This window comes from Gemmatimonadota bacterium (genome assembly GCA_016704275.1).
Classification (GTDB): Bacteria; Gemmatimonadota; Gemmatimonadetes; order Gemmatimonadales; family GWC2-71-9; genus Palsa-1233.
The window spans coordinates 607465-633911 of sequence record JADJAK010000001.1 but is presented as its reverse complement, the minus strand read 5'-3'; the positions used below and the strand labels follow the sequence as shown (position 1 = coordinate 633911).

Here is a 26447-nt window from a genome sequence, read left to right as displayed (position 1 = left end):
CTCGCTTCTCGCGTTCAGCTGATCCCCGGCAATCCCCCGTGCCCCGGCGAGCCCGGTCCCCAGTCCTCCTCTTCCTCGCCGTCTTCGGTGACTTCGCCGGCGAGGGCGTCGCCGATGGCGCGCGCCGAGCGATCGTCGCGCATCTCGAGCTCCGCCTGCTCCAATTCGTCGACGTCGACCGGCGTCTCGACATCGTCCTCGGGCGCCGCCGGCGGACGGTGGGAGCCGAAGCCCATCAACCAGGCGAAGAGGGCGGCGAGTGCCGCGAGGCCGATCAGTGCGCCCATCAGGCGTCTCCATACGGTTCGGTGTGATCCAGCGTGATGCGCTCGATGATCAACGGCAACGGCTCCGCCCCCGTGGCCCAGGCGGCGTCCAGCGCCCGGCGCAGGGCGGCTTCGGCGAGGTCGGCATCGGCGTCGGTCCGGGCGTGGACGACGGCGAACGGATCGGTCGCCTGCATCGCCTGTCCGGCGGGACAGAGCAGTTCCAGTCCGACCGCGGGATCGACGGGATCGGCCGCCGTGCGGCGGCCCCCGCCCATCGCGACGATCGCCTCGCCGAGGATGCGGGGCGGCAGTGGTGGCATCCGGCCACTGCGGCCGACGGCCAGGTGACGGATCACCGGGGCTTGGGGGAGCAGCGCCGGCGCATCGACCACTGCCGGGTCACCCCCCTGCCAGCGGATCACCTCGCGGAAGCGATCGAGTGCCGCCCCGGAATCGATCGCCGCCTGCAGCGTCCGGATCGCGTCCACGCGAGTCGTCGCCTTCCCCGCGACGAGCAACATCTCTGCGCCCAGGGCCAGAGTCACCTCCATCAATTCGCCGTGCTCCTCGCCGCGGAGCGCCGCGATCGACTCGACGACCTCGATGGCATTTCCGGCCGTCCGGCCGAGGGGCCGATCCATGGCGGTGAGCAGCGCCACGGTGCGGCAGCCCGCTTGTTCGCCGACGCCGACCATGGTGCGTGCCAGCGTGCGGGCATCCTCGAGCTTCGGCATGAAGGCCCCGCTGCCGACCTTCACGTCGAGCACCAGGCCGTCGAGCTGCTCGGCCAGTTTCTTCGACATGATGCTCGCGGTGATCAGCGGGATCGATTCGACCGTCCCGCTGACATCGCGGAGCGCGTAGAGCCGGCGGTCGGCCGGGACGATCTCCTCCGTCTGTCCGAACATCACCACGCCGATCGCGTCGAGTTGGCGGACCGCCTCGCGCAACGGCATCCGGGTGGTGAAGCCGGGGATCGCTTCGAGCTTGTCGAGGGTACCACCGGTGTGCCCGAGTCCCCGGCCGGACATCATCGGCACCGCGACGCCGCAGGCGGCCAGCAGGGGGGCGAGGATCAGCGAGGTCTTGTCCCCGACGCCACCGGTGGAGTGCTTGTCGATCCTGGGGCGGCCATCGCCCGACCGGGCCAGACGCTCCCCCGAGTTGAGCATCGCCTGCGTCAGGGCATCCAGTTCCTCGGGCGTGAGGCCGCGGAACACCACCGCCATGGCGAGGGCGGACATCTGGTAGTCCGGCACGTCGCCGGTGGCGTAGTGGGCGATCAGTTCGCGCCACTCGTCTCCGGTCAGCGCACCCCCGTCTCGCTTGCGTTCGATCAGGCGTGGAACGACCATTCTGCCTCGGGCCGTCAGGCCCCATGTCGACATGTGAGGAACCGAGTCATGCAGGGATACCACCACATCGCCCGTCTTGTCGGTCTTCTCTGCCTCGGCGTGCCCGCCACCCTGGTGGCGCAGGATGCCTTGATGCTCGGGACGCGCGCGATGGAGGGTCACGACTTCCAGACGGCGCGCCGCCACCTCGAGGAGGCCACTCGGCTTGAGCCGGCCTCCTATGAAGCCAATTGGCGATTGGCGGCCGTCCTGCTCGACATCGGGAAGCAGGTCCCGGAGGAACGGCGGGACCCGGCCCGGGATTCCCTCTACGTCGTGGCGGAAAGCTACGCACGTCGGGCCACCGCCGCGAAGCCCGATGGGGCCGACGGGCATTTCATCCTCGCCAATGCCATCGGGCGCACCTCGCTGACCAAGAGCAAGAAGGAGCGGATCCAGCGGGCCGCCGAGATCCGTGCCGAGGCGCTCCGTGCCATCGAAATCGACCCGAAGCACGACGGTGCCTACCACGTGCTGGGTCGTTGGCATGCCGAGATTCAGCGCCTCTCCGCGCTGGAGCGGTTCTTCGCCAAGAACTTCATGGGCGCGGCGATCTTCAACGAGGCCTCGTGGGACGAGGCGGAACGGCTGCTGCGCGTCGCCGTCGACTTGCGGCCGCAGTGGGTGTATCACCGACTCGACCTCGCGCTGATCCTGGCCGACCGCCAGAAGTGGAGCGAGGCGAAGGCGCAACTCGACGTGATCGCCCAGCTCCCTCCCCTCGAACCGATGGACGCGACCTACAAGCGACAGGCGCTCGCCCTCGCCACGCGGGTCGCCACCCACCTGAAGCCGTGACCGCACTCCGCCCCGCCGACGAGGCGGCCCGACTGCGTGACGAGCTGCAGCGGGCCAGTCGTGCGTACTACGACCTCGATGCGCCCGAGATCAGCGATGCGGAATACGACGTCCTCTTCCGGCGCCTGCAAGCCCTCGAGACCGAGCATCCGGAGCTCCTGAGCGCAGACTCGCCGACGCGGCGCGTCGGGGGGCAGGTCGCGGCCTTTCTCCCGAAGGCGCAGCATGCCGTCCCGATGCTCTCGCTCGACAACGCCTTTTCCGACGACGAACTCGCCGCGTGGTTCGAGAAGATTGCCAAGGTGGACTCGCGGGTGCAGACCGCGGCGATCCTCGTCGAGGTAAAGATCGATGGGGCCGCGCTCTCGCTCACGTACGAGGATGGGGTGCTGGTGCGCGGTGTCACGCGCGGCGACGGCAGTGAGGGCGAGGAGATCACCGGCAACGTCCGCGCGATCGCCGACATCCCGCTCCAGCTCGCGGGGAGCGGCTGGCCGGCTCGCATGGAAGTGCGCGGCGAGGTCTACATCGATCGCCGCGGCTTCGCCGCCGTGAACCGGCTCCGCGAAGCTGCCGGCCAGGAGCTGCTGCAGAACCCACGCAACGCCGCGGCTGGCGCGCTCCGCCAGCTCGACCCCGCCGAGGCTCGGCGACGGCGGCTCCGCTTCTTCGGCTATCAGGTGGTCCCGCTCTCGACGGGATGGCACGTCGCGCATCACCATGAGGCGCTCGAGCAGCTGGCCGCGTGGGGCTTCCCGGTGGCGCCGGGGTGGAGCGTCCACCCGGACCTCGCAGCGGTCCAGGCCACCGTCGCCGACTGGAGCGAGCGGATTCGGGCATTGCCCTTCGATGCCGACGGCCTGGTGATCAAGGTCGACGCGTTGCGCCTGCAGGAGGAGTTGGGCGTGATTGGTGGCCGCGTGCCGCGCTGGGCGATCGCGCGAAAGTTCCCGGCCGAGAGCGCCTTCACGCGGCTGCTCGCGATCGAGGTGAACATCGGTCGGACCGGTGCCCTCGCGCCGACGGCGATCCTCGAGCCGGTGCGGGTGGGCGGTGCGACCGTGTCCCGCGCGACGCTCCACAACGAGGAGATCATCGCGCAGCGCGACGTGCGCATCGGCGACATCGTCGAGGTGATCCGTTCGGGTGAGGTGATTCCGAAGGTCCTCGGACCGGATCGCAGCAAGCGCACCGGCGCCGAAGTCGAGTGGCTCGCCCCGACGCATTGCCCGATCTGCCATACCGCGCTGGTGAAGCCGGAAGGCGAGGTCAATCGCTACTGTCCGAACAGCCGGTGCCCGGGTCGCGCGTACGAAGGGCTGGTGCACTTTGTCTCCCGCGGGGCGATGGACGTCACCGGCCTCGGCCCTGAACGACTGCGCCAGTTGCTGGAGGCGGGGTTGGTGGCGGACGCCGCCGACCTCTACACCCTCACCGCGGACGCACTGCTCCAACTCGACGGCTTCGCCGAGCAGTCGGCGCGCTCCCTCGTCGACGCCATCGCGGCCTCGAAGGGCCGTCCGCTCCGCGCGCTGCTCGTCGCGTTGGGAATTCGGCACGTCGGGACGGCGGCGGCGAAGAGCATCGCCCGTGCCTTCGGCTCGCTCGCAGCGCTGCGCCAGAGCGACGCCGCACGCCTCGAGGCGATCGAGGGAATCGGCCCGACCATCGCCAACTCAGTCGCCGCATTCCTGGCCGACGCGACGAGCGCCGCGCTGCTCGATCGGCTCGAGGCGGCCGCGGTGGCCCTCCACGAGGCGTCGGACGGGCCGGATGGACCACGACCGCTCGCCGGCCTGCGCGTGGTCCTGACGGGCGCGCTGCCGACCCTCTCGCGGGGGGAGGCGACGTCGCGAATCGAGGCGGCCGGCGGCACCGTGACCTCCAGCGTCTCCAAGAAGACCGATCTGGTGGTGGCGGGCGCCGATGCCGGCGAGAAGCAGGCGAAGGCCCAGCAGCTCGGCATCACCATCATCGATGAAGCCGAGCTCTTGCGGCGGCTCACCCCCGACGCGTAGCTTCGCCTCGCCATGTCGCTCTTCACCATCGCCCCCGCCTCGCTCCACCGTCTGCGTCGCCGCCTGCACGATGCCGTGCCGGCCGCCGCCGCGGACATGCTCCAGGATGCGGGCTTTGCCTCCGGCGATGCGCTCGCCGAGCGCTGGCGCAATCGGGTGGCCGAACGCACCGGGCTCGACGACGCGCGCCGGCTCGACCTGCGCTGGTTCGGGCCGCTGCTCGACGAGCTCTGTGTGGGCCTGGGCTGGGGGTCGCTCTCGACGACGGCACTCGGTGATCGCGCGCTGCTGCTCGAGGCGGGAGACTGGGCGGAGGCGGAGCCCGGCACGGCGGATCGACCGTCCTGCCACTTCTCATGCGGCTGTTTCGCTGCCTTCCTGACCGCGCAGGGCGGCGCGCCGATCGCCGTCCTCGAGGTGGAATGCCGGTCGCATGGTGCGGAGGCCTGTCGCTTTCTCGCCGGGTCGGCCGCCACGCTGGCGTCGGTCTACGACCTGCTGGCCGCCGGTCGGCCGTGGCATGAGGCCTTCAGCGCCGAGGAACTTCCGGCGGCCCTGCACGCGACCTGACGCTCAGCCCTCCAGATAGCTTCGCAGATCGGGGCGCATCACCAGCTCGCCCTCGTCGACCACCTCTCGATCCCATGGCAGCACGATCGCCTTCGTCGTCGCGAAGGCGTGAAAGTCCGTGGCCCATCGCCCCGTGCTGAACGAGACGGCGGTACGCACCTCGGCGGGCCTCGACGCCCGAACCGCGTGGAGCGCGAGCTTCATCGTGTCGCCGCTGTCGCAGGTTTCATCCACCAGCAGCACGCGTTTGCCACGGATCGAGGGGGGCGGGCCGATCATCAACTCCGGCTCGGCGTCCAGGGTGGCGCGCGCGATGGTGATGCTGGCGTAATCGCACTGCAGGATCGTCGCGACAATTGCGGCGGGGATCACGCCGGCCTTCGCGATGCCGAGGACGACCTCGGGTTGATAGGCGCGGGCGACCTTCAGGGCCAAGGCGCGGCAGAGCTCCCCGAAGAACGGCCAATCGACTTCCAGGATCTCGCGGGCAGGGGTGGGACGGGGACGAGGCACGGGATCCTCCTGGGGTGTCGCGGCAGGCACACCGCTCTGGCCAAGCTAACACCGGTCGCGGGGCGCCGGGGACGTGCGTTGCCCCGGCCGTCGGCGCGGCCTAAGTTACCGGGATGCCTTCCCTTGCGAAGCGGCCCCCGCGGTGAGTTGGTGGAAGAAGATCCTGGCCGGCGACGGCGGGTCGATCAAGCCCCAACGCCTCGATTACCTGAACGAGGGACTCGCGCTCGAGCGCCACGGCGACTTCGAGGGTGCCATCACCTCGTACCAGCTGGCGTTGCGGGACGAACCGGCCAACGTGAAGGTCCTCCAGTACATCGCGATTGCCCTCTCGCGCACGGGGCGTCAGGAAGAAGCCATCCGCCATTACCGCCGGGCCCTCGAACTGCAGCCTGATCTCGCGGGTGCCCACTATGGCCTCGCGTTTCTGTTGCGGCGTCGGGGTGACCTCGAGCGTGCCGCCGAACACCTGCGCGCATTCCTCTCGCGCCCGCCACGCGACCCGGAGATGGCCCGATGGGTCGATCATGCGCGCGTCGCGCTCGCCGAGATCGACGGTGGCGAGGGCGGCGAGGTGACGGCGTGAGAGCGCCCGTCCTCCTGCTGCTTGGTGCGGGGCTCGCCGCGTGCTCGGCGCTGCCCGCCGACAGCGACGGCGTCGTCGCGATCGAGGTGCGCACCCAGAGCCCGGTGTCGTTGCGCCTTGGCCAGGAGGTCACGCTCCGGGCGCGGGCGCTGAATCAGCAGGGCGACTCGGTGCCCTCGGTGATTCGCTGGTACACGACCGACACGGCGTTGGTTGTTCTCGACTCGACGACGGGCATCCTTTCAGGACGCGCGGCCACCGGCAGCGCGCGCGTGCAGGCCGCCGTCGGCACGCTCCGTTCCGATCCGATCAGCATCACCTTGTTGCCGGCCGTGACCGGCTCCGCCGGGCCGACCCCATGACCCCGGCGACGCTGAACGACCTCTTCTTCGAGGCCGCCCGGCGGTTCGGACAGCGACCGGTGGTCATGCGGATCAAGCGTGACGGGCAATGGCAGTCGATCAGCTGGCCGACGCTGCACGGCAAGGTGCGGGCGGCACACGCCGCGCTCCGCGAGCTGGGGCTCGCCCCCGGCGAGCGGATCGGCATCCTGTCGGAGAATCGCCCCGAATGGGCGATCACCGATTTCGGCTGCCTCGCCGCCCGCCTCGTCGACGTGCCGATCTACCCGACCCTCCCCGCCCGCCAGATGCAGTACATCCTGCACGACGCCGGGGTCCGGGTCCTCTTCGTGTCGTCGCTGGTGCAACTCGCCAAGATCCTGGAGATCCGGGCGGAGTTGCCGGCGCTCACGAAGGTCGTGCTCTTCGACGAAGCGCCGCGGCCCGAGGGCGTGGAGTCGTTCACCGAATTCCTCGCCCGTGGCGCGGCCGCCGAGGCCCGATACCCCGACTGGGAGGCGGAGGCCCGCCTGGCCACGCCGGGCGACCTCGCCACGTTGATCTACACCTCCGGCACGACGGGCAACCCGAAGGGGGTGATGCTCTCGCACGGCAACATCACCAGCAACGTCGTGTCGTCGTTGTCCGTGCTCGACATCCGTGCGGATGACGAGTGCCTCTCCTTCCTGCCGCTGTCGCACATCTTCGAGCGGATGGTCGGGCACTACGTGATGGTGTACGCCGGCGTGCAGATCAGCTATGCGACGTCGAATGAGACCGTCGCCGCGGAGCTGGTCGAAGTCCGGCCCACCGTGCTGGCGTCCGTGCCGCGCCTGTACGAGAAGATCTATGCCCGGGCGGTCGAGGGCGCGATGTCGGCCGGCGGGCCGAAGCGCGCCATCTTCGAGTGGGCGCGCGCCACGGGCGAGAAATACCTCGACTACACGCTCGCGCGGCGCCGCGTCCCCCTGGGCCTCGTGTTCGGGATGAAGATCGCCGACGCCCTGGTCTTCTCGAAGCTGCGCGCCCGCACCGGGGGCCGGATCCGGATGATGGTCTCCGGAGGCGCGCCGCTCAATCCGGAGATCTGCCGCTTCTTCATCGCCGCAAAGCTGGTGATCTACGAGGGGTACGGCCTGACCGAAACCTCACCGGTGATCACCGTGAACACGCCGGCGCTGCACAAGCCGGGCACCGTCGGGCGACCGATCCCGGGCGTCGAAATCAAGATCGCGGGCGATGGCGAGATCCTCACCCGCGGGCCGCATGTCATGCAGGGGTATTACAACCTCCCCGGGGCGACCGATGAAGCGATCGATGCGGACCGCTGGTTCCACACCGGCGACATCGGCGAGATCGACAGCGAGGGCTGCCTGCGCATCACCGATCGCAAGAAGGACTTGATCGTCACCGCCGGGGGCAAGAACATCGCGCCCCAGCCGATCGAAGGGTTGCTGAAGACCAACAAATTCTTCACCAACGCCGTGATGCTGGGCGACAAGCGGAAGTTCCCGATCATGCTGCTGGTCCCCAACTTCTCCGTGCTCGGCGCGTGGCTCACGGTGAAGGGACTGCCGAAGCTCCCTCCCGAGAAGTTGGTCACCATGCCGGAGGTGCAGGACAAGCTGGCGCGCGAGGCGCGCAAGAGTCTCCGCGACCTGGCGCAGTTCGAGACCCCGAAGAAGTTCCTCATCCTGGCCGAGGACTTCACCATCGAGGCGGGCGAACTCACGCCGAAGCAGTCCATCCGGCGCCGCGTGGTCGAGGAGCACAACAAGGAGCAGATCGAGGCGCTGTACCGCGACGACGACTAGACGCCCCGTTTGTGTAGTGGACGTGCCACACCATGGCGAACGGTCAGCACGGCGCTTCGGCTTGTCAGTGCCGACAAGTCCCTTCCAGTCAACGCTTTACACTCGCACGAGCGGTCGGCATACGGTGTGCACAGGGTCAAGGCAACCCTTCCCTGGCGGAGCTCCAATGCGAGTGTCACGACTGTTCCTCACCCTCTCTGCATTGGCGATCGCGTCGCCCGCGGCGGCCCAGAACAATACTGGCGGCAGCGGCTGGTCGGTGAACATCTACAACACCAACACCGCCTCATGGTCGGGCTTTCAAGGCGTGTATGCGCCTGGTGGCCAACCGTCCGTGTGGCAGCCGAACGATCCCTCGACGCAGACGATCAGCGCGTGGACCAACTTCAGCGGCCCCGGTGGGCAGGGCGACTACAACCACCTGACTGACGCCAACAACCGCTACCAGTACCTCTTTCGGTATGATTTCGGTGCCGCGTTGGGTGCTGGCTCCATGGCGTTCTCCATGGGCTGGGACAACATCCTGAAGAGCTTCCAGTTCAGCAACGGTGGCACGCTTGCCCCGGTCAGCCTGTACAACCAGAGCGCGACCAACAACTCGGTCAACAACTATTTCGGGTTCTGCCGCACTGGCGACGGCATCTGGAATTCTGGTAACGGGACCTGCACCGCGGACTTCAGCGTACCGGTCGCTTCAGGCGCGACCTGGATGCAATTCGAACTCTGGGGTGATGGGCAGACGGACGGGATGTGGCTGGCGTGGGACCAGACCTCGACGCCGAACGAAGTTGTTCCCGAGCCTGCAACGATGACGCTGCTTGCTACCGGCCTCGTCGGAATGGCGGCGGCCCGTCGGCGTCGGAAGAACTCGGTCGCCTAGGTTGGTGCGGTAAAGGAGAACTTTTACTGAAGAAGGGCGCCGCACAATCGCGGCGCCCTTCTTTCTGCATCCGTGTGGATCGCTACCGGCAGCGCAGGACCCAGAGCGCATCCGACTCGGCGAGCAGTTCCCGACTCGGCTCCTCCGCGGGCCTGGGACCCGACCCCACCGCACGCAGTCCGGGCAGGACCGAGCCGATCGCCTGTTCCACCCACGGCATCTCCCCTCCCCCAAGCGCCACGCCGCGCAACGCATGCCGCTTGAGGGGCCATCGTCCGCTGCGCAGCAGCTGCACACCACCCTCCGGCCGCAGCCCCTCCGGTGGATTGATCGCCACTACACCGACCCCGGGGAGCAGTGCACCCACCTCGGCCGCCAGTCCGGCCATCGTCCCGGCCAGCGCCAGCCACCCTCCTGCGCCTTCGATACCCAGCATGGCCACCAGGGCAGACGCATCGCAGGGCGGATCGCCGGCCGCGACCACGCCACCGCCGAAGTCGGGCACGCCGTCGTCCCACGTGGTGCTCCACTGGCAGATCGGGCAGCCGAGCTCGCCGGCCATCACGCGACGTCCATCCATGCGGCCAGGCAGCAGCACGAGGAAGGCCTCGTCGTGCGGTTCGGGGCAGCGGAGATGGTCGGTGAGTTCGATGTGCATGGGAGTTGGGTGAACGGTGAACGGTGAACGGTGAACGGTGAAGCGTGACCAGTAACCCGTGACCTGTGACCTGTGACCTGTGATCTGTGACGTGTGACCGTGTCATGCCTGGTCACTGGTCACTGGTTACTGGTTACTGGTTACTGGTTACTGGTTACTGGTTACTGGTTACTGGTTACTGGTCACCTAGCTTGCCCCCAACCTGATCACTTCAATCTGCACATGCCTCGGCGCGGCGACCGCAAAGAGGATCGCATCCGCGACGTCGGACGGACGGAGCATCTCGGCGCGGCTGGGCAGGTCGGTGCGGACGTCGGGGTCCATCGGGTCCCAGATCGAGGTGTCGGTCGGTCCGGGCGAGACGAGGGTGCAGCGGACGCCGCTCCCGCGCATCTCCTCCAGCAGGACCTCGTGCAGTCCTCGAGCACCGAACTTCGACGCCGAGTAGGCGGCGTTCTCGGGGAACGCCCGCCAGTCGGCGATGCTGCCGACGAGGACGTGGGTCCCGTGGCCGCGCAACCGCATCGCGGGGAGGAAGGCGCGCGCCACGGCGAACGGCGCCTCGAGGTTGATGGCGAGCTGCTCCCGGAGCAGCGCGTCACTGCTCTCCTCGAGTGGCGCGAGGAGAAAGGAGCCGGCGTTGTTCACCACCACGTCGGGAATGCCGAGGTCGTGCACGAGCGTTGTCAGCGCGGCCGAGCGTGTGGCGTGGTCGGCGAGGTCGGCGGCGACATCGTGGCAGTGTGCCAGCGGAGGCATCGGCGACCGGGCCATGCGAATCACCCGATAGCCCGCCCCGACAAGGGCCGTCGCGGTGGCCGCACCGATGCCGCGCGAGGCGCCGGTCACCAGCGCCAGCGGTCGGGTCGCAGCGTCAGTCATGCGTTGGGCCCCTCGTACTCGACATAGTTGCGTGGCGTCTCCCAGAGTCGGACGCGCACGAGGCGGCCGGCAGGAATGCGCGGCGCGAGTTGCTCCCAGATGTAGACCGCGATGTTCTCGGCCGACGCGAGCCGCTCGGCGAACCACGGGACATCGAGGTTGAGGTTGCGGTGGTCCAAGTGCGCGTGCACGTGCTCGTCGAAGAGCGTGGTCAGATGGCCCACGTCGACCACGTACCCGGTGTCGGCATCGATCGGCCCCGCGACGCAGAGCTCCACTTCGTAATTGTGGCCGTGGTAGTTCGGGTTGTTGCACGGCCCGAAGGTGGCCCGGTTCCACTCGTCGGAGCGGGCCGGGTTGTGCAGCCGGTGGGCGGCGTTGAAGTGCGCGCGGCGAACCACGGTGGCGTGCGGCATGGGGCGTCCATGGGAGGAAATGCGAACGGCGCTACCTCGGGGAGGCGGCGCCGGATGGTCGAACGATGGCGGGGATAGAGAATTTCGAAGCCCGTGGAGACACTTTTGGCGCCCTCTCCCTGTCGTCCGTCTTCCCCCAAGGGGCGTGGCGTCGGACCTGGAATGTGGGCCCATCCTCGGACCTGTTGGCTCGAAACGTTGGCTCCCCGCCACCGTCCGGCCACCGGTTATAATACGATGGCGCCGGAAGGGCGTCAACAATCCCATACCCCCGAGACACCCCCGTGTTCGAACTCGCTGCCGGCCTGCTGCTCATCGCGTTCTGGGGCTTCCTGCAGTTCGTCGTGCAGCCCACCACGGGGCTGATTCATCTGGCGCTCGCCGCGGGCGTCATCAGCATCATTCGCGGGATCGTGCGCCTCTCGCCGGGAACCCCGGTCAAGCGCTGAGCACCGCGAGGGCCGGCTCGACCAGATCGGGCCGCAGCCGCGTCGCCTCCCGCAGATAGACATGGCGCACCTCGCGCCGCCCCCAGACTCGCTCCACATGCACCAGCAGCCGCAGGCAGCGCGGCATCGATCCCGGCACCGCGATTTCCGAGGTGCACAGCAGCGGCACGCGATGCCATCCGGCGGCGCGCGCCGTCTCGGCGGGGAACGCGGCGGAGAGGTCGGCCGTCGCGGTGAAGATCGCGCTGATCACCTCGTGGTCGGCGAGGGCGTTCTCGCGCCGCACCGCGTCGAGCAACTCGATCACCGCCTCGCGAATCGCGTCGGCGTCGTCCGTCGGTACGGTGATCGCGCCGCGGATGGCCCGCACCGCGGGGAACCCGAGGGCCCGTGCCATCAGCCGTCGGAGCGTCATGCGGCCGCCCGCGCCGCGACCGCGACGACCACGAAATCGGTGCGATTGTCGGCTGCGTCGGCGATCCCTTCGGCGATGATCGCGAGGCCGTAGTGCGACGCGGCCTCCACACCGGCGATCGCCGCGCGGCTGTAGTCCCGGTCGGTGGCGATCGCCTGGGCCGCCCCCGCGGTGTCGGCCACGGCACGCGGCGTGAGGCGTTGCGACGACAGCCAGCGCGCACACTGCGCCAGCGCCGCTGGATGACTCTCCACCCAGCGAAGCGTCGCGAGGTCGGCCCCGGGGAGCGCCATCAGGCAGTGCCGCACCGGCAAGGTCAGCTGATTGACCACGGTGAGACCCGACACGGCGCCGAGGGCGTCCTGCGCCTCGACGACACGCCCGATCACGCTGTTCCGGACGGGGAGAATCGCGAGATCCACGGCGCCGCTCGCCACCGCGCGCACCACCCCGGCAAAGTCGGCGGTCGGCACCAGGCGAGCCTTGGGATACAGGGTGCGAGCGGCGAGTTCGCTGTAGGCACCGGGGGCGCCCTGGTAGGCAATGCGGGTCATGCGTGGCTCCTGAGACTGGGACACAAACGAAGCGGCCCCCTCGGATTCCGAGGGGGCCGCCGGATCACTCGTGCTGCGCGTCGTCCTAGCGCAAACGCCGGTGCCCGGCCCCCTCGGTGAGGTAGGCGGTAAAGGCAAAGGCGTAAAACATCGCGGCGCGAGTCATGTCCCACGTTACCCACCCGGCCGCCGCGGCGTCAAGGGGTGGTTATTCATTGGTGGTGGAATCCCCCAACCCGGACCGCCGATGCTCGCCCCCCGCTTCGTGACCCACGTCGCCCCGGACTTCGGTCGGCGCTCGCCCGGTACCTCGGGACTCCGGCGGCCGACGGCCGAATTTCGCCAGCCCCACTATCTCGCCTCGTTTGCCGCAGCCATCCTGGCCGAAGCGGTGCCCCGACACGGGGCCACGATCGTCCTCGGCGGCGATGGCCGCACCTTCGTCGGCGATGCGGTCCAGCAAATCCTCAAGCTCGCCGCGGCATGGGGCGTCGAGCGCGCCATCGTCGGCCAGGGTGGATTGCTCTCCACACCGGCCGCGTCGCACCTCATTCGCCTGCGCGGCGCCGTTGGCGGGATCATCCTCTCGGCCTCCCACAACCCCGGCGGCCCCGACGGCGACTTCGGCATCAAGTACAACGGGGAGAACGGCGGCCCTGCCCCGCCGGCGATCACCGACGCCATCGCCGATCGCGCCACGGCGCTGCGGGAATACACCATGGTGGAGCACGACGACATTGCCATCGACCGCCTCGGCGAGCAGCACCTCGGCCCGATGGTCGTCGAGGTCGTCGACCCCGTCGCGGACTATGCCACCCTCATGGAATCGCTGGTCGATGTCGCGGCGATTCGCGCGCTCTTCGCCCGCGGCTTCACGATGCAGTTCGATGCCATGCACGCCGTGACCGGACCCTACGCCGTCGAGCTGCTCGAGCGGCGCCTGGGCGCGCCAGCCGGGAGCGTGGTGCGCGGGACCCCGCTGCCCGATTTCGGCGGCGAGCACCCGGATCCCAATCTGGTCCATGCTGCCGAGCTGGTTGAGGCGGTGATGCACCGGGGCGAGTACGATTTCGGCGCCGCCTCGGACGGCGACGGCGACCGCAACATGATCGTTGGCCGCGGGACGTATGTGGCCCCATCGGACTCACTCGCCGTGCTGGCGGCGCAGCTCCCGCTCCTCCCGGGTTACGCCGCCGGACTCGCCGGCGTCGCCCGCTCGATGCCCACGTCACGGGCCGTCGACCGGGTGGCCGCCGCCCTCGCGATTCCTTGCTACGAGACGCCAACCGGGTGGAAGTTCTTCTGCTCGCTGCTCGACGCCGGGCGCATCACGCTGTGCGGCGAGGAGAGCTTCGGCACCGGTTCCTCCCACGTCCGCGAGAAGGACGGCCTCTGGGCGGTGCTGTGCTGGCTCAACATCCTCGCCGCGACCGGGCAATCGGTGCGCGAACTCCTCGAAGGGCATTGGCAGCGCTTCGGCCGGGATTACTACTCACGCCATGACTACGAGGATGTCAGCACCGCGTCGGGTGACGCGGTGATGGGATCGCTGCGGGAGCGGTTGGCGACGCTTCCCGGGACGGTCGTGGCCGGCCGCACCATTCTCGCCGCGGACGACTTCGCCTTCACCGACCCGGTCGACGGTTCGACGGCGACCGCCCAGGGCATTCGATTGCTGCTCGACGGCGATGCCCGCATCGTGGTCCGGCTCTCCGGCACGGGCACGCGAGGCGCGACCATCCGGCTCTATCTCGAGCAGGTTGGCAGCGGGACACCGCGGGTCACGGACGACGTGCAAAGCCAGTTGGCATCGGTGATTGCGGTGGCGTTGACGGTGACCAACATCGCGACGCACACTGGTCGCCCGGCGCCGAGCGTCATCACCTGAGGGGTCGTTCAGATCTCCCAATTCGAGAGCAACACCCCCTGCACCGGCGGCTCCGCATGCCCGGTGTAGGTCAATCGCAAGTCAGTCCAGTGCACGCGGTACTCCTCGGCCACCAGCAACGCGAAGAGCGACTGTTGCGCGCCTTGGCAGCGGACCGACACGACCGGCAGGCCGATTGCTGCCGCCTCCCGTTCCACGGCGGCGAGCAATTCCCCCGCCGTCTCGGTGTCCGGCGCCACCAATTTGAGCACCCGCACTTCCTCCGGTGGCCGGCCCTGCGCCAGTGGCGCGGTGTGCCAGAGTGCAAAGGCGCGCAGCGTGCCATCGGTGCTCCGCAGGAGGGTGGCGTCGCCGAGTCGCAGGTCGATGGTCAGCACCATCTCTCGAGTGAAGTCGACGCCGGCGGCGACCTGTGACGAGAGCGCGCGGCACTCGGCGAGGACTGCCGTGCGCCTGGCCGATTCCACCTCGCCGAGTCGCGTCGTCAATGGACCGCGCCGGCGGGGATCGCGACGCTGCAGTGTGATGGTCAAGTGGCCGGGGAGGAAGCCGAGCCCGGCGTAAAAGCCGATGTTCTCGATCGTCCGGGGCATCGTCTCGAGGCCGATCGTCCGCACCCCCTGTGCTTGCAACCACTCCACGCCCGATCGCACCACCTGCCGCCCAAGCCCCTGCCCCTGACGATCCGGGCGCACGGCCAGCGGCCCCATCCACCCCTCGCTCCCGGAGCGATGCACCATGGCGAAGGCGATGAGCTCGCTGCGGCCATCGCGCCAGACCAGCGCGCCGTCGGCGGCATCCTCGATGGCGTATTCCCAGATCACCGGATTGAGATACGGGACGCGCACCCCCGAGAGGCCGTCGCGGCGATAGCGCTCGGTGAAGGCGTCCGAGAAGAGCCGATTGAGCTCCTCGATGTCGGCGAGGGTGGCTCGCTCCGGCCCACGCACCGTCCGGTCAGGCCGCCACATCGCCCGCCTCCAGGACTTCCTCGCGCGCCGTACTCACGCGTCGCTCGACATCGTAGCTCATCCGGATGACCTGATCGAAGGCATCACGCATTCCCTCGAGGTGAGTGATGAGAATGACCTGCGGGAAGCGATCCGCCAACGCACGCAACAAGTCGAGCACGCTCGCGCGGCGTTCCTCGTCGAGCGACGAGAAGACCTCGTCGAGGACCAGCAGCGAGAGCGGCTGACCGGCACGCTCAGCGATCATCTGCGAGAGGGCGAGTCGCAGGGCGAGGTTGACGACGTCTTCCTCGCCGCCCGAGATGACCGGCTTGGCCTCGCCGTCCTCGACGATCGTGGCCACATAGCTCTCATCAAGCTCGAGGTCGGCGTAGCGACCCGCGGTGAGGTCACGGAGCAGCGTGGAAGCCCGGTCGGAAAGTTCGGGGCGCATCTGCAGGTTCAGTTCGGTGCGGAGATCGCCGAACGCCCGGTCGAGCTCCTGCAGCATCGTGACCTCGACCCCGAGGCGTTGCGCCGTCTCGGCCTTGACTGCCCGATCGGCCTGCCGCTGCAGTCCGCTATCGCGCATCCGCTCCGCGCCGGCCAGATCCGCCGTGGCACGAGCCACCGAGACACGGGCCCCCTGAAGTGCTGCCTCGCCCTCGCGCACGCGCTCCGCCAGTTGGGCGTGACTCTCGGGATCCCACGCGAGCTCCACCAGCAGCTGATCGAGTGTGGCGAGTTCGTTCTCTGCCCCGGTGGCCTGCTGTTCCGCCACGGCGGCGTCATGGACCAGCGTCTCGGCGCGCGCGGCCGAACCGGCCAGCAAATCGGCCTCCTTCCGCAGCGGCTCGAGGTCGGCGAGGCGCGATCGCACCGCGTCGTGGCGCGCGAGATCGTATTCGGCCGCCGGCCCGGCGAGCTCTGCGTCCCATCGCGCGAGGTCGATGGTGAGGGTCGCCTGTTCACGCTCCAGGGCGGTACGCTGCTTCAGCCCCTCGCGGAGCTGCCCGAGCGCTTCGGTGCGCGCGCGGAATTCACCCTCGAGTCGCGCGCGCTGCTCCTCAAGCTCCTTGACCTCGGTCGGCTCTTCCGCGAGCTGATCGGCCTTCTTCCGAAAATACTGGCCGTCGGTTTCAACCTCTTCCATCTGCCGTCCGAGCAGCTCCAGCAGCCCGGCGAAGTCCTTGCCGAGCGCGCGCCCGCAGGTGGGGCATGGCCCGTCCGGTCCGCGCTCCTCGACGGCCGTCCGCTGGTCCTTCAAATCTCGGTAGCGATCGCGATAGCCCTCGAGCTTGGTCCGCGCTTCCTGGACATCCTGCGTCCACCGCGTCCGTCGCTCCTCGAGCTGCTTGTCGCCCTGCTCCAGGGAATTGAGGATCTCGGCCCGCGCGGCCGCCAGCGCCGTGATAGCCTCGTCGGTCGGGAGCAACAGGAGCTGCGCGGCCACCTGGGCCATGCGCTGCCGACCCTGGTCCCGCTGTGCGGCCGCCCGCGACCGTGCCGTGTAGGCCAGCGCGGCCTGCTCGAGTCCGGTTCGCTCCTCGGTCAGTCGCTGCCACTCGGTGAGGACCGGAGCCAGCTCCGCCAGGCGCGTCTGGGCGCGCAGCGCGGTCACCAACTCCCGGTCGAGCGCCTCGAAGCGCGCCCGACCTGCAGCCACCTTTCCCTCGGCCACGCGACGCTCACCGTCGATGCGCTGCCATGCCTGCCGCTTCGCCTCGGTCACCGTCCAATCCGGTGCGACGACCGCCAGACGTTGCGTGGCGGCCTGTTCGGCCGCCAACGCCTGCTCACGCGCGGCCTGGGCGGTGGTCACCGCCAGGACGGCGGCGGCGACCTCGGTGGCCAGCGCTTGCGGATCCACGAGTCCTTGCTCGATCCCGGTGAGTTCGGCGCGCAACGCCGCGCGTCGTTCCCGCAGGCGATCCTGCGCATCGCGCAATCGCTCGTAGCCGAGCACGCGCGAGAGGAACTGCGCACGCTCGGTCGGACCCATCGCCGCCATCACCGCCAGTTCCTTCTGGCCGGTGAAGTAGGTGTTGAAGAATTCGTCGCGCGACATCCCCAGCAGTGCCTGCACCCGCTCGGTCACGGCGACGGTGCTGTTGGCGATGACCGCGCCGTCCTGGTGGAGCTCCGCGGCAGTCAGGCCGCGGGTGATCCGGAAGCGGTGCAGTCCGAGCGTGAACTCGAGTTCCACCTCGAAGCGGGAGCGCGGCGGCGCGCCCCGGCGCTTGAGCGTGTCGCGGGTGCCACGAGCAGCCCCGACACCGTAGAGCGCATAGGCGATCCCTTCCAGGAGCGTCGTCTTGCCGGCGCCGTTGGCGCCGATGATCCCCGTGAGGCCGCGCGCAAAGGCGATCTCGGTCAGCTCATGCTGCCGGAAATTCACCAGCCGCAGCCGATGCAATTGCATCTCAGCCCTCCACCGCTGCCTGTTCGGCAGCCTCGAGAAGGGCGAGTCCTTCAGCGACAAACCTTGACCGATCGACGCTGGCCGGGAGTGGCCGGTGCGCCAGATACGACTCAAGTAGTTCGGGAAGCGTCTGCCGCCGACCCGGCGCTCCTGACTCCTCGCGCCGGTCGGCCGGGAGCGGCCGCCGCAGGTCGAGTTGGAAATGCAACGCGGCCGCCTTCCACCCCCGGATCGGCGCATGATCGAGTTCGCGCGCCACGACCCGCTCGACGTCCCGCACGACCAGACGCACCACGGCATCGGCGAGACCGCCCGGGATCGCCGCAACCGCCGCCGCAATCATCGCGTCGACCTCCGCGGCGGTGCGGTCCTTCGCCTCGATGGCGCGCAGGTCGAGAATGCGCCGGGGCGCCTCGATCGGCCGCCGCGCCACGGTGCCCTTCGCAAGATCCACCAGCAGCCAGCCCTTGCCGCTGATCTTCTCTTCCGCCTCGACGCGGAGTTCCCCCCACGGATTGGGCGACACGTAGTCGAGCGAGCCGCTGTACCAGACGCGCGGATGCACCTCGTGCTGGACGTGGTAGTGGCCCAGCGCCACGTACGACCAGCCGCTGCGCGTCAGGTCAGCGTCGTCCAGATGTGCTCCGCCGGCCTCGGCCATCGAGCGATCGAGCGTTCCGAAGAGCCCCGGGACTTCGCCGTGGGTCATCAACACCTGATGGCGTGCGTCACCGGCCGGCTCGAGCGCGGGGCGCGGCACCTCGAAGAGTGCCGCGTGGGGCACTGCCAGCACCGAGAGGTCGAGTGCCGGGAAGTCGAAGCGGCGGGCCGAGTCGTGTGCCACGTGGACGCCCAACTCGTGAAGCAACCCGAAGATCGAGACGGTGTCGGAAGACCGTGGCGTGTCGTGGTTCCCGGCGATGACGATGACCGGCGCCTCCGGGAGGCCGCGCCGCAGCCGGGCAAACTGCTGATAGGCGAGCAGGATCGCGGAATTGCTCGGTCGGACCGCGTGGAAGAGATCGCCCGCGACCAGGACCACGTCAGGTCGTTCGGCGAGGATCGCGTCCACCGCCCGCACGAACGCCGTGCCGACATCGACCTCGCGCTGATTGCGGCCGCGCGCCGTCAGCCGGTGGTATTGCCGGGCACCGAGGTGGAGGTCCGCGACGTGGGCGATCCGCATCGACTAGTACGGAGAGAAGGGATCGGCGTCGTCACGCGCCAGTGGGGTGACGCCACGCGGAGGCGCGGTCGACTCGGACGCGATGCTGCGGCGCAGGCAACCACGGAAGAACGCGATGACGTCGTCCGGTCGGCGCTGCGTGGTCGCGCCGAGGGCGCGGCGCACTTCGTGTTCCGGACGGCCCTCGATCGCCGCGCGGACGGCGTCGCCGCCGATCACGGGGTCGAGCGCCCGCAGTCGCTGGATCACGGCATCGGCGAAGGGGAGGTCCGCCGCTGGCGGGAATCGTTCGATTCCTTCACGCCCCGACAAAGACGCCGGGCGCGGAAAGCGCACGAAGACCGGCTGGGTGAAGTGCGGATGACGCACCAGCAATTCACCCTTCGAGAGGGCGGCGAGCTTGGCCTTCACGGCCGGCGAGAAGGTGGCATAGCCCGGGAGCGCCAGTTCATCGCTGTCCATCCGTCCATAGACGGTGGTCCCCGCGTTGCCGGTGACGCGACGCAACACCTGCGAACGGAACTGCTGCGCCGAGAAGAGCACCAGACCAAGGTACCGGCCGCGTTCGGAGAGGTCCAGCAACATCTTCTTGACGTACGTCTCGGGGCCGTCGATCGGTGCGTACTTGTTGAGCTCGTCGACGAAGACCACGACATGATCGACACCGAGATCGCGGCGCTCGAGGTGTTCGCGCAGCTTCGAGATGACCCGCGCGAAGACGAGATCCTGGGCGAGCGGATCGACACCCGCCACGTCGACGACCGTCACCGAGCGATCGCGGAAGGCGCCCCACGGCAGGTCATTCGCGGGGCCGTCGTCGGTGACGAGCCCTTTCGAGCGCGTGGCAATGTTGCCGAGGCGGTTGCGCACCTTGCGGATGGTGGCCGCGTGGTGCGTGCGCCAGACCTCGCTGCCGCGTGACTTCACCTCGAGGTAGTCGAAGATCGCGCGGAAGAACTCGTCGAGGTCTGCGAAGGTCATCACCTCGAACGGTGCACCGCGCAGCTCCTCCGCCTCGAACTTCCGCCCGACGACCCGCTCGGCGAGGAAATCGATGAAGGCACCTGCCTTCGCATCGACATCATCGCGGTTGAGCAGCACCTCGGCGTAGTCGAGCACCTCGCGCAGCCCCCAGACCAGTGGCTCGACCCGATCGGTGATCGCCGGGTTGCTGCGCAGCGTGTTGAGGTTGACGCCGTCGGCCTTGTACGGGGCGAAGACCGTCACGTCCGTGAATGGCGCGGGGTGCAGACCGAGGCGATGATAGAGCGCGAGGTCCGCCTCGCCGAGCGGCGCGGCCTGATCGAGGAAACAGAGGTCTGGCCCCTTCACGTTGAAGCAGATCGCCGCGACGCTCCCCTTGCTGGTCGGGAAGGTCTCGAAGAGCGAGGTCAGCAGGAAGTTGACGGCGCTCGTCTTGGTCGCGAGGCCGGAGACGCCGGTGATGTTGAGGTGCGCCGCCTCCGGCCCGAGCAGGAAGTCGGCATCGAGGAAGACTGGCGCGGAGAGTCCACCGCCCGTGTACACCCCGATCGGAATGCCGGTCGACGCGCCGGGGCGGACGTACGCGTCCATGCGGAGCGCCACCTGGACATCGGCATCGCTCGCGGCGGTGACGGCGCCGAACGGCACCGGTTGCATCGGCTCCTCGGGGAGCTGGCGCAGCACCGCGGCACTCCAGAGGCGGATCTCCGCGCGGAGCGTGGGCTCCCGACCCGCCTGCGCCGGATCGCCGTCGGCGCCGATCACCGCGTCGAGCGGGCGGGCCAGGTCGGCGTAGGCGAAGCCCTCGGTCACCACGCCGAAGACCACGCGCCCTTCGCCCTCGACCCGGACGATCGCACCGATGCCGAGCACCGCGTCGGCCGCGGTCCAGAAATGAAATTGATGCGGGGTGCTGGGCCGCAGTTCGGTCGCGACCACTCGGCCAAGCAGTGTCATCTCAGCCACCCTGGGCGCGGAGGAAGCGCTCGACGTCGTGAATCCCGTAGAGCAGCCGATCGGCACGCGGATCGGCCGCCAGCGGCGCCCGCTCGGCGAGCAGGTGGCGGGAGAGTGTATCGACCGTCTGCCGAGTCGTCTCGGTCGCTGCCGCCTCGATGCGCACCAGTCCGTGAAAGAGATCGCGCCCGGCAAAGGCGTGCAGCCGGAGACCCCAGGCGTACACCGGCGCCACGTCACGGGAGCCGGGCTGGAAGAGCGATGTCCGGTGCCCCACCGGCAGCGTGAGATACTGCTCGAGCGCCTCCCCCTCGAAGGGGAGCACGGCGTGGCTCTTCACGATGCCGAGCATCCGGGGATCACTGCTCCACTCCGGACTGACGGTGAGCGTGCCATCGACGAGCAACCAGGTCTCCGCGGCGATCGCGCGGAAGGCGCGCGCCACGGACAGCTCCAGCGCCCCGCGGGTGCGGTCCACCACGGCATGCGCGCGCTCCAGGTCACGGATCGGATGCGGCGACTCCTCTCCCTCGAGTGTGAGCACCTCGTGCCCGGCCAGTGCATCGCCCAGTGTTGCAAACGCCTCGGCTCGACCGATGACAATCCGCCGAACAGATTGCACGGCGAGGTGGGTTCGGCGCGCCTCGCGATGGCGCACCGCGGCACGGACCACCGCCGCGACGATCGGCATCGTGCCGACGTAGCCGAGCAGCTCGACATGCTGGGTGCCATCGAGAAAGGCCACCGGCTCCTGCCACGGAACCGGCTCGCCGATCGAGTGGTGCGCCAGAGTCCCGTCGAGGAGACGGCTCGGTCGATAGCCGGCCTGGTCGCGGCGCCCTTGTGCCGCCTCGGCGGGGAGGTCGGCGGGGCGACCTCCGGCCAGGGCAAGTCGTCGGCGGAGCGGCGTGAAGGGACTTCCGGGCATCGGTCAGCGCGACGACGCGCGCTCAGGCGGAGTCGGGCAGCGGGGGAACAGCCTCGAGCCAGAAACCAGCGAGCCGTTGTGCCGCGTCCACCTCGATCACAAAGGCATCGGCGATGCGGATCGGTTCAACCGGTCGCCGTGTGCCGATGCGGATGTGAAAGGTGCACTCCGCCGGATCGGCGGAGACCGAAATCGTGGTGTCGAACTCGAGGGCGGCGGCGCCTCGACGCGCGGCGCGCGAGGGGATCACCACCTGGCCGAGTCGTGCCTCGACCGGCGCCGCGAGTCCCGGGAGGTTGGTGATCTCCGGCCACACCACGACATCCATCCCGCAGACCACGCCGCCGGCCACATCGATCACGACGATGGAGCCGTCTTCATCGTTCAACTCGACGGTGCCGGTGTAGCCGCCCCCCGACCCGGGCACCACGAAGGCGCCCCCGAGGATGTCGGTCTCGGTCTCCCAATGCCACTCGAGGGAGGGAAGCTCCGCGGGGAGCGTGAGGACGTGCACCTCGAGTGCCATCAGGCGATCGCCGGTTGCTCGGCCGCCAGCTTCGCGACGAGCCGCTCGATGCGATCGCAGGCGCTCTCGAGTTCGGCATCGGAGACGGAATACGAGAGGCGGGCCCAGCGATCGTCACCGAAGGCGGCGCCCGGCACCAGCGCCACACCTTCCTCCTGCATGACGCGCTCGCAGAAGCGCGTCCCGGTCAGGCCGGGAGCGAGACCGTCGACCCGAAAGAAGAGGTAGAACGCCCCATGCGGCTCGACGAATTCGACCCCCGGGAGTCGGTCGCTGAAGCGTGCCACGAGGTAGTCCCGCCGACGGCGGAAGGCCGCGACCATCCGATCGACTTCCTTGTCCACCTCGGGCGAGGCGAAGGCGGTGGTCGCCGCCCACATCGCGGGATGATTGGCGCCGGTGGTCATGTGCGTCTGCAGTGCGGCCATCGCCTTGGCGACCTCGACCGGCGCGTACGCCGCGCCGATGCGCCAACCGGTCATCGCGTAGGCCTTCGAGGCGCCGTAGATCACGATCGCGCGATCGAGCGTGGCATCGTCAAGGTCGAAGAGCGAGGCGGCGGGCCCGACGCCATAGTTGATGCGCCGGTAGATCTCGTCGCTGATCAACCAGATGTTGTGCTCGCCGGCCCAGGCCGCGATCGCCCGCAACTCTGCCCCGGTGTAGACCGCGCCGGTCGGGTTGCACGGCGAGCAGATGATCAGGCCGCGCGTCTTCGGTGTGCGGAATTTCTCAAGGTCCGACACGGCGACCTTGAGACCCCACTCGGGATCGCCGGGGATCATCACCGGAGTCGCGCGACAGAGGTGCACGATCTGCGGATACGACACCCACGCCGGCGACGGGATCATCACCTCGTCGCCAGGACCGAAGAGGCTGAAGCAGGTATTGAAAAGCGACTGCTTGGAGCCGTTGCTGACCACCAGCCGCTCGGGGTCGACCGCGCGACCGGCGCTCATCGTGGAGAGCGCCCCGGCGATGGCCCGGCGCAGCTCGATCGTGCCGACGTTCGGGGGATATCGCGTCTTCCCCGCCTGGATCGCGTCAATCCCCGCCTGGGCGACCAGCGCCGGCGTGTTGAAGTCCGGTTCGCCCACCCCCAGGTCGAGGACGTCCTCGCCCGCAGCCTTCCGGCGCTTCGCTTCGTTGCTGATGGCAACGGTCTCGGAGGCCTTCAGGTGGGCGAGATTGGCGGAGGGCACGAAGCGCATCAACGGGTCCGGGTCGAGGAGTTCGGGTGCGGGGAATCGGTAAGTTACCCGCCCGCCGCGCCCCCCCACCAGCGGGGGCGGCGGCTTGGCCACTCGCGGGGGCCGGACTACCTTCGACACGTTCGGATGGCGCAGCATGGGACGATTGACAATCGAGGGACCGGTGACGGATTTGGCGGAGTGGCAGGTGGCGTCGGCCGTGGCGGCTGGCATGGAGCAATTGGGCTGGCAGGCCGACGACGCGTCGGTGCGGGAGCTGATGCCCCCGATCCTTCGGGGAACGAGCGTGGTGGCGGTCCTGCCGCCCTCTCCGGCCTGGGCTGCCCCTGTGGCGGCCGCCCTCGCGAGCGCGGCGCAGGAGCAGGGCGGGCGGGTGCTCGTGCTGACGGCGCCGGCCTTGGTGGCCGAATGGGGTGCGACCTTCTCGGCGGTGGCTGGCGGGGCCGGCGTCCGCATCGAGGCGGCTCGCGGGCCCGCCCGCGCCGCCCGGCGGCTCAAGGCCGATGCCCTCGACGTGCTGATCGCCTCACCCGAGACCGCACTCGCCCTGCATACCCGCTCGGCGCTCGTCACCGATCGGATTTCTGCGGTCGTGCTCGCGTGGCCCGAGGGATGGGACTCCGACGAGGCGCTGCTGGTGTTGCTGCAGGACCTCCCCAAGGATGCCCAGCGGATCGTCTTGACGGCGGATGCGGGACGCAGCGCCGACCTGGTCGAGCGCTATGCGCGCCGCGCCGCCGTCTTCGGCGTGCCGGCCGAAGAGGCCGACCAGACCCCGGTGGCTGCCGTGCGCACGCTGCCCACGCCGTGGGCGGGTCGTGCCGCGGCCGTCGCGGCATTGCTCGAAGCGACTGACCCCCACCGGGTCAGCATCTGGACCGTCGATCGCCGCGACCACGCCCTGCTGACAGCAGCGCTGGGTGGGTTGGCCGACGATGTCTCCCTTTGTGCCCGCAGCATGCCGGAGAGCGGCAGCGTGATCTGCTACGACCCGCCGACACTGGTGGAGCTGCGCACCCTGGCGACGGCCGGCGAAGTGACGCTCCTGGTGCCGCCGGGCACCGAGGTCCACACGGCGCGCCTCGCGGCGACCCGCCGCCCGGTCATCACCGAGTCCGCGACCACGTCCCTGCTGCAGCGGGACGCGGCACTCCGCTCCGATATCGTGGCGCGGATTGCCGACGGGGTCGATGCCGCCGCGCTCTACGCCCTCGGCCCGCTCTTCGAGCGTCACGAGCCGCAGCATGTCGCGGCGGCGCTCTTCCGTCTCTGGCAGGACGATGTGCGGGCCAAGCGCCCGGCGGACGCCGCGCCGGTGTCGACCCAGACGGCGGTCGGTGGGGTCCACACGACGCGGGTCTGGATTGGCGTCGGCAAGAAGGACGAGGCCACCGTCGGGGACATTGTCGCCGTCCTGGCGCGGGAAGTCGGACTCGATCGGTCGCTGATCGGCCGCGTCGACCTGCGCGATGCGTTCACCTTGGTCGAAGTGCCGCAGTCGGAGGCGGAGCGAGTTGCGCTCAAGCTGGTCGGGCTGACGGTGCGGAAGCGGAAGCTGTCGGCGAGAGTTGATCGGGGACCGTCGGCACCGACCGGTGGCGCGCGCGGCGGCGGTGGTGGGGGCTTCGGCGGGCCGCGCGGCGGCAGTGGCGGCGGCCGCCCGCCGTTCAAGCCGAGGAGCTGAAACGGCGACGGGCCGCCCAGCGGGGCGGCCCGTAGTCCGACGTCACAGCGACGAACCGTGCTGCGTGCTTACTTGGCCTTGTTGACGAGATCCTTGAGGCCCTTGCCCGGACGGAACGCCGGAACCTTCGAGGCCTTGATCTTGATCGTGGCGCCAGTCTGCGGATTGCGGCCTTCACGCGCGGCCCGCTTGCGAACTTCGAAGCTGCCGAAGCCGGTCAGCGCCACGGCGCCGCCCTTCTTCAGTTCCTTCGCGATCAGCCCTTCGGTCGAGAAGAAGAGGTCGACGATTTCGCCAGCGTGCGCCTTCGAGGTGTCGAGGGCCTTCGCGACCGCCTCGATGAGCTCCATCTTGTTCATAGAAGACTCCTTGCAGAGTGGAAACGGATGGGATCCTGCCGCGGGCCGGAGTGGCCCGACGGGCGAGAATATGGGAGCCGTGCGCGAAACTCCGCAAGATGCGCGGCCTTCCCGGGTCCTTCCCGCCAGATCCCGCACCGGCAAAGGATTTGCCGGACTCACCCCCTTGACGAACCGCCCATGACTCTCCACCATCGGTCCGGACGCCTCGAAGTCGTTGCCGGCGTCATGTTCAGCGGCAAGAGCGAAGAGCTCATCCGGCGGGTCCGCCGGGCCCTCATCGCCCGGCGCCGTGTCCGCGTCTTCAAGTCCCATCTCGATCAGCGTTACGAGGGGTTGTTCAAGGTGTCATCCCATACCGGCATCACCTGCGAAGCCGCGCCAATAGACCGTTCCGACGAGATCCTCCGGTTGACCGGCGATCCCGCCGAGGTCGACGTCGTGGCCGTCGACGAGGCGCAATTCCTCGATGCCGGGATCGTGGAAGTCGCCACCCATCTGGCCGAGCGGGGGGTGCAGGTGATCCTCGCCGGGACCGACACCGACTTCCGCGGCGAGCCCTTCGGGATGATGGGCCACCTGATGGCCATCGCCGAGGATGTCACCAAGTTGCAGGCCATTTGCGTCGTCTGCGGCGACCTGGCCTGCCGGAACCAACGGCTCGTGAACGGCCGTCCGGCCAGCTGGAACTCGCCGATCGTGATGGTGGGTGGGGCCGACAGTTACGAGGCGCGGTGCCGTCGCTGTTTCCAGGTCCCCCGGCGCGACGAGGATCAGGTGCCGTTGCTGTGATGC

The 26447-nt window shown here is 69.3% G+C and carries 27 protein-coding genes; 11 read left to right on the top strand and 16 right to left on the bottom strand.

Translation table 11 applies throughout. The features are described 5' to 3' along the window. Positions 1–14 precede the first annotated feature (14 nt). Together IPG05_02995 and IPG05_02990 are read right to left on the bottom strand one after the other, a co-directional pair. Complete coding sequence (locus IPG05_02995) at positions 15–287, bottom strand: hypothetical protein (protein ID MBK6494062.1); 273 nt, start codon at positions 285–287, stop codon at positions 15–17. Then, entirely contained in the window at positions 287–1624 is a 1338-nt protein-coding gene (locus IPG05_02990; protein MBK6494061.1) for a thymidine phosphorylase, read from the bottom strand. The genes IPG05_02995 and IPG05_02990 overlap by 1 nt, the downstream gene beginning before the upstream one ends. A gap of 99 nt (positions 1625–1723) precedes the next feature. On the opposite strand from IPG05_02990, the gene IPG05_02985 reads away from it, so the two are divergent. Genes IPG05_02985 through IPG05_02975 form a run of 3 tightly spaced genes read left to right on the top strand, consistent with a single transcriptional unit; the run spans position 1724 to position 5049 of the window. Next, positions 1724–2461, top strand: coding sequence for a hypothetical protein (locus IPG05_02985; protein MBK6494060.1), 738 nt, complete (start codon positions 1724–1726; stop codon positions 2459–2461). Next, positions 2458–4479, top strand: coding sequence for an NAD-dependent DNA ligase LigA (gene ligA / locus IPG05_02980; protein MBK6494059.1), 2022 nt, complete (start codon positions 2458–2460; stop codon positions 4477–4479). Before IPG05_02985 ends, ligA begins: the two co-directional genes overlap by 4 nt. Positions 4480–4491: 12 nt before the next feature. Then, positions 4492–5049, top strand: a complete 558-nt coding sequence (locus IPG05_02975) for a hypothetical protein (GenBank protein ID MBK6494058.1) — start codon at positions 4492–4494, stop codon at positions 5047–5049. 3 nt (positions 5050–5052) lie between these two features. On the opposite strand, the gene IPG05_02970 is transcribed toward IPG05_02975, so the two are convergent. Beyond that, complete coding sequence (locus IPG05_02970; protein ID MBK6494057.1) at positions 5053–5562, bottom strand: hypothetical protein; 510 nt, start codon at positions 5560–5562, stop codon at positions 5053–5055. Positions 5563–5704: 142 nt separating this feature from the next. Here IPG05_02970 and IPG05_02965 point away from each other — a divergent pair, with 142 nt between their 5' ends. The 4 genes from IPG05_02965 (at position 5705) to IPG05_02950 (ending at position 9183) form a co-directional block, all read left to right on the top strand. Beyond that, complete coding sequence (locus tag IPG05_02965; protein ID MBK6494056.1) at positions 5705–6148, top strand: tetratricopeptide repeat protein; 444 nt, start codon at positions 5705–5707, stop codon at positions 6146–6148. Further along, the gene (locus IPG05_02960) at positions 6145–6510 is read left to right on the top strand and encodes a hypothetical protein (GenBank protein ID MBK6494055.1); all 366 of its coding nucleotides are present in this window, start codon (positions 6145–6147) and stop codon (positions 6508–6510) included. The genes IPG05_02965 and IPG05_02960 overlap by 4 nt, the downstream gene beginning before the upstream one ends. Next, positions 6507–8303: a long-chain fatty acid--CoA ligase gene (locus IPG05_02955; protein MBK6494054.1), complete on the top strand. Its 1797-nt coding sequence runs from the start codon at positions 6507–6509 to the stop codon at positions 8301–8303. Before IPG05_02960 ends, IPG05_02955 begins: the two co-directional genes overlap by 4 nt. 172 nt (positions 8304–8475) lie before the next feature. After that, on the top strand, positions 8476–9183 hold the full coding sequence (locus IPG05_02950) for a PEP-CTERM sorting domain-containing protein (GenBank protein ID MBK6494053.1): 708 nt from the start codon (positions 8476–8478) through the stop codon (positions 9181–9183). An 82-nt stretch (positions 9184–9265) separates the two neighbouring features. Here IPG05_02950 and IPG05_02945 read toward each other — a convergent pair whose 3' ends face one another. From IPG05_02945 to IPG05_02935, 3 genes are all read right to left on the bottom strand, one after another. Further along, positions 9266–9841, bottom strand: coding sequence for a hypothetical protein (locus IPG05_02945; protein MBK6494052.1), 576 nt, complete (start codon positions 9839–9841; stop codon positions 9266–9268). A gap of 186 nt (positions 9842–10027) precedes the next feature. Next, positions 10028–10723, bottom strand: a complete 696-nt coding sequence (locus IPG05_02940) for an SDR family oxidoreductase (GenBank protein ID MBK6494051.1) — start codon at positions 10721–10723, stop codon at positions 10028–10030. Next, entirely contained in the window at positions 10720–11139 is a 420-nt protein-coding gene (locus IPG05_02935) for a 6-carboxytetrahydropterin synthase (protein ID MBK6494050.1), read from the bottom strand. The genes IPG05_02940 and IPG05_02935 overlap by 4 nt, the downstream gene beginning before the upstream one ends. Positions 11140–11423: 284 nt before the next feature. Here IPG05_02935 and IPG05_02930 point away from each other — a divergent pair, with 284 nt between their 5' ends. Further along, entirely contained in the window at positions 11424–11588 is a 165-nt protein-coding gene (locus tag IPG05_02930; GenBank protein ID MBK6494049.1) for a hypothetical protein, read from the top strand. Here IPG05_02930 and aroH read toward each other — a convergent pair. Both aroH and IPG05_02920 read right to left on the bottom strand, forming a co-directional pair. Beyond that, on the bottom strand, positions 11578–11985 hold the full coding sequence (gene aroH / locus IPG05_02925; GenBank protein ID MBK6494048.1) for a chorismate mutase: 408 nt from the start codon (positions 11983–11985) through the stop codon (positions 11578–11580). The genes IPG05_02930 and aroH overlap by 11 nt on opposite strands. Positions 11986–11999: 14 nt before the next feature. Beyond that, a complete protein-coding gene (locus tag IPG05_02920) occupies positions 12000–12557 on the bottom strand; it encodes a prephenate dehydratase (protein ID MBK6494047.1) in 558 nt (185 codons plus the stop codon). 247 nt (positions 12558–12804) lie between these two features. Here IPG05_02920 and IPG05_02915 point away from each other — a divergent pair, with 247 nt between their 5' ends. Continuing rightward, positions 12805–14445, top strand: coding sequence for an alpha-D-glucose phosphate-specific phosphoglucomutase (locus tag IPG05_02915; GenBank protein MBK6494046.1), 1641 nt, complete (start codon positions 12805–12807; stop codon positions 14443–14445). A gap of 8 nt (positions 14446–14453) precedes the next feature. Here the strand turns inward: IPG05_02915 and IPG05_02910 are convergent, their stop codons facing one another. Genes IPG05_02910 through IPG05_02880 form a run of 7 tightly spaced genes read right to left on the bottom strand, consistent with a single transcriptional unit; the run spans position 14454 to position 23609 of the window. After that, positions 14454–15416 carry a GNAT family N-acetyltransferase gene (locus IPG05_02910; GenBank protein ID MBK6494045.1) on the bottom strand — a complete coding sequence of 321 codons (963 nt, stop codon included), beginning with the start codon at positions 15414–15416 and terminating at the stop codon, positions 14454–14456. Then, positions 15403–17817, bottom strand: a complete 2415-nt coding sequence (locus IPG05_02905; protein ID MBK6494044.1) for an SMC family ATPase — start codon at positions 17815–17817, stop codon at positions 15403–15405. The genes IPG05_02910 and IPG05_02905 overlap by 14 nt, the downstream gene beginning before the upstream one ends. A gap of 1 nt (position 17818) precedes the next feature. Next, positions 17819–19003, bottom strand: coding sequence for an exonuclease SbcCD subunit D (locus tag IPG05_02900; protein MBK6494043.1), 1185 nt, complete (start codon positions 19001–19003; stop codon positions 17819–17821). Positions 19004–19006: 3 nt separating this feature from the next. Then, positions 19007–20944 (bottom strand): ATP-binding protein, encoded by a 1938-nt coding sequence (locus IPG05_02895; GenBank protein MBK6494042.1) that lies wholly within the window; start codon positions 20942–20944, stop codon positions 19007–19009. Position 20945: 1 nt separating this feature from the next. Beyond that, entirely contained in the window at positions 20946–21872 is a 927-nt protein-coding gene (locus IPG05_02890; GenBank protein MBK6494041.1) for a hypothetical protein, read from the bottom strand. A 22-nt stretch (positions 21873–21894) separates the two neighbouring features. Further along, positions 21895–22398 carry a hypothetical protein gene (locus IPG05_02885; GenBank protein MBK6494040.1) on the bottom strand — a complete coding sequence of 168 codons (504 nt, stop codon included), beginning with the start codon at positions 22396–22398 and terminating at the stop codon, positions 21895–21897. After that, on the bottom strand, positions 22398–23609 hold the full coding sequence (locus IPG05_02880; protein ID MBK6494039.1) for a pyridoxal phosphate-dependent aminotransferase: 1212 nt from the start codon (positions 23607–23609) through the stop codon (positions 22398–22400). Before IPG05_02880 ends, IPG05_02885 begins: the two co-directional genes overlap by 1 nt. Before the next feature lie 136 nt (positions 23610–23745). Here IPG05_02880 and IPG05_02875 point away from each other — a divergent pair, with 136 nt between their 5' ends. Then, positions 23746–25293 carry a DbpA RNA binding domain-containing protein gene (locus tag IPG05_02875; GenBank protein ID MBK6494038.1) on the top strand — a complete coding sequence of 516 codons (1548 nt, stop codon included), beginning with the start codon at positions 23746–23748 and terminating at the stop codon, positions 25291–25293. 68 nt (positions 25294–25361) lie between these two features. Here the strand turns inward: IPG05_02875 and IPG05_02870 are convergent, their stop codons facing one another. Next, entirely contained in the window at positions 25362–25652 is a 291-nt protein-coding gene (locus IPG05_02870) for an HU family DNA-binding protein (GenBank protein ID MBK6494037.1), read from the bottom strand. 180 nt (positions 25653–25832) lie between these two features. On the opposite strand from IPG05_02870, the gene IPG05_02865 reads away from it, so the two are divergent. Beyond that, positions 25833–26444, top strand: a complete 612-nt coding sequence (locus IPG05_02865; GenBank protein MBK6494036.1) for a thymidine kinase — start codon at positions 25833–25835, stop codon at positions 26442–26444. Positions 26445–26447 lie beyond the last annotated feature (3 nt).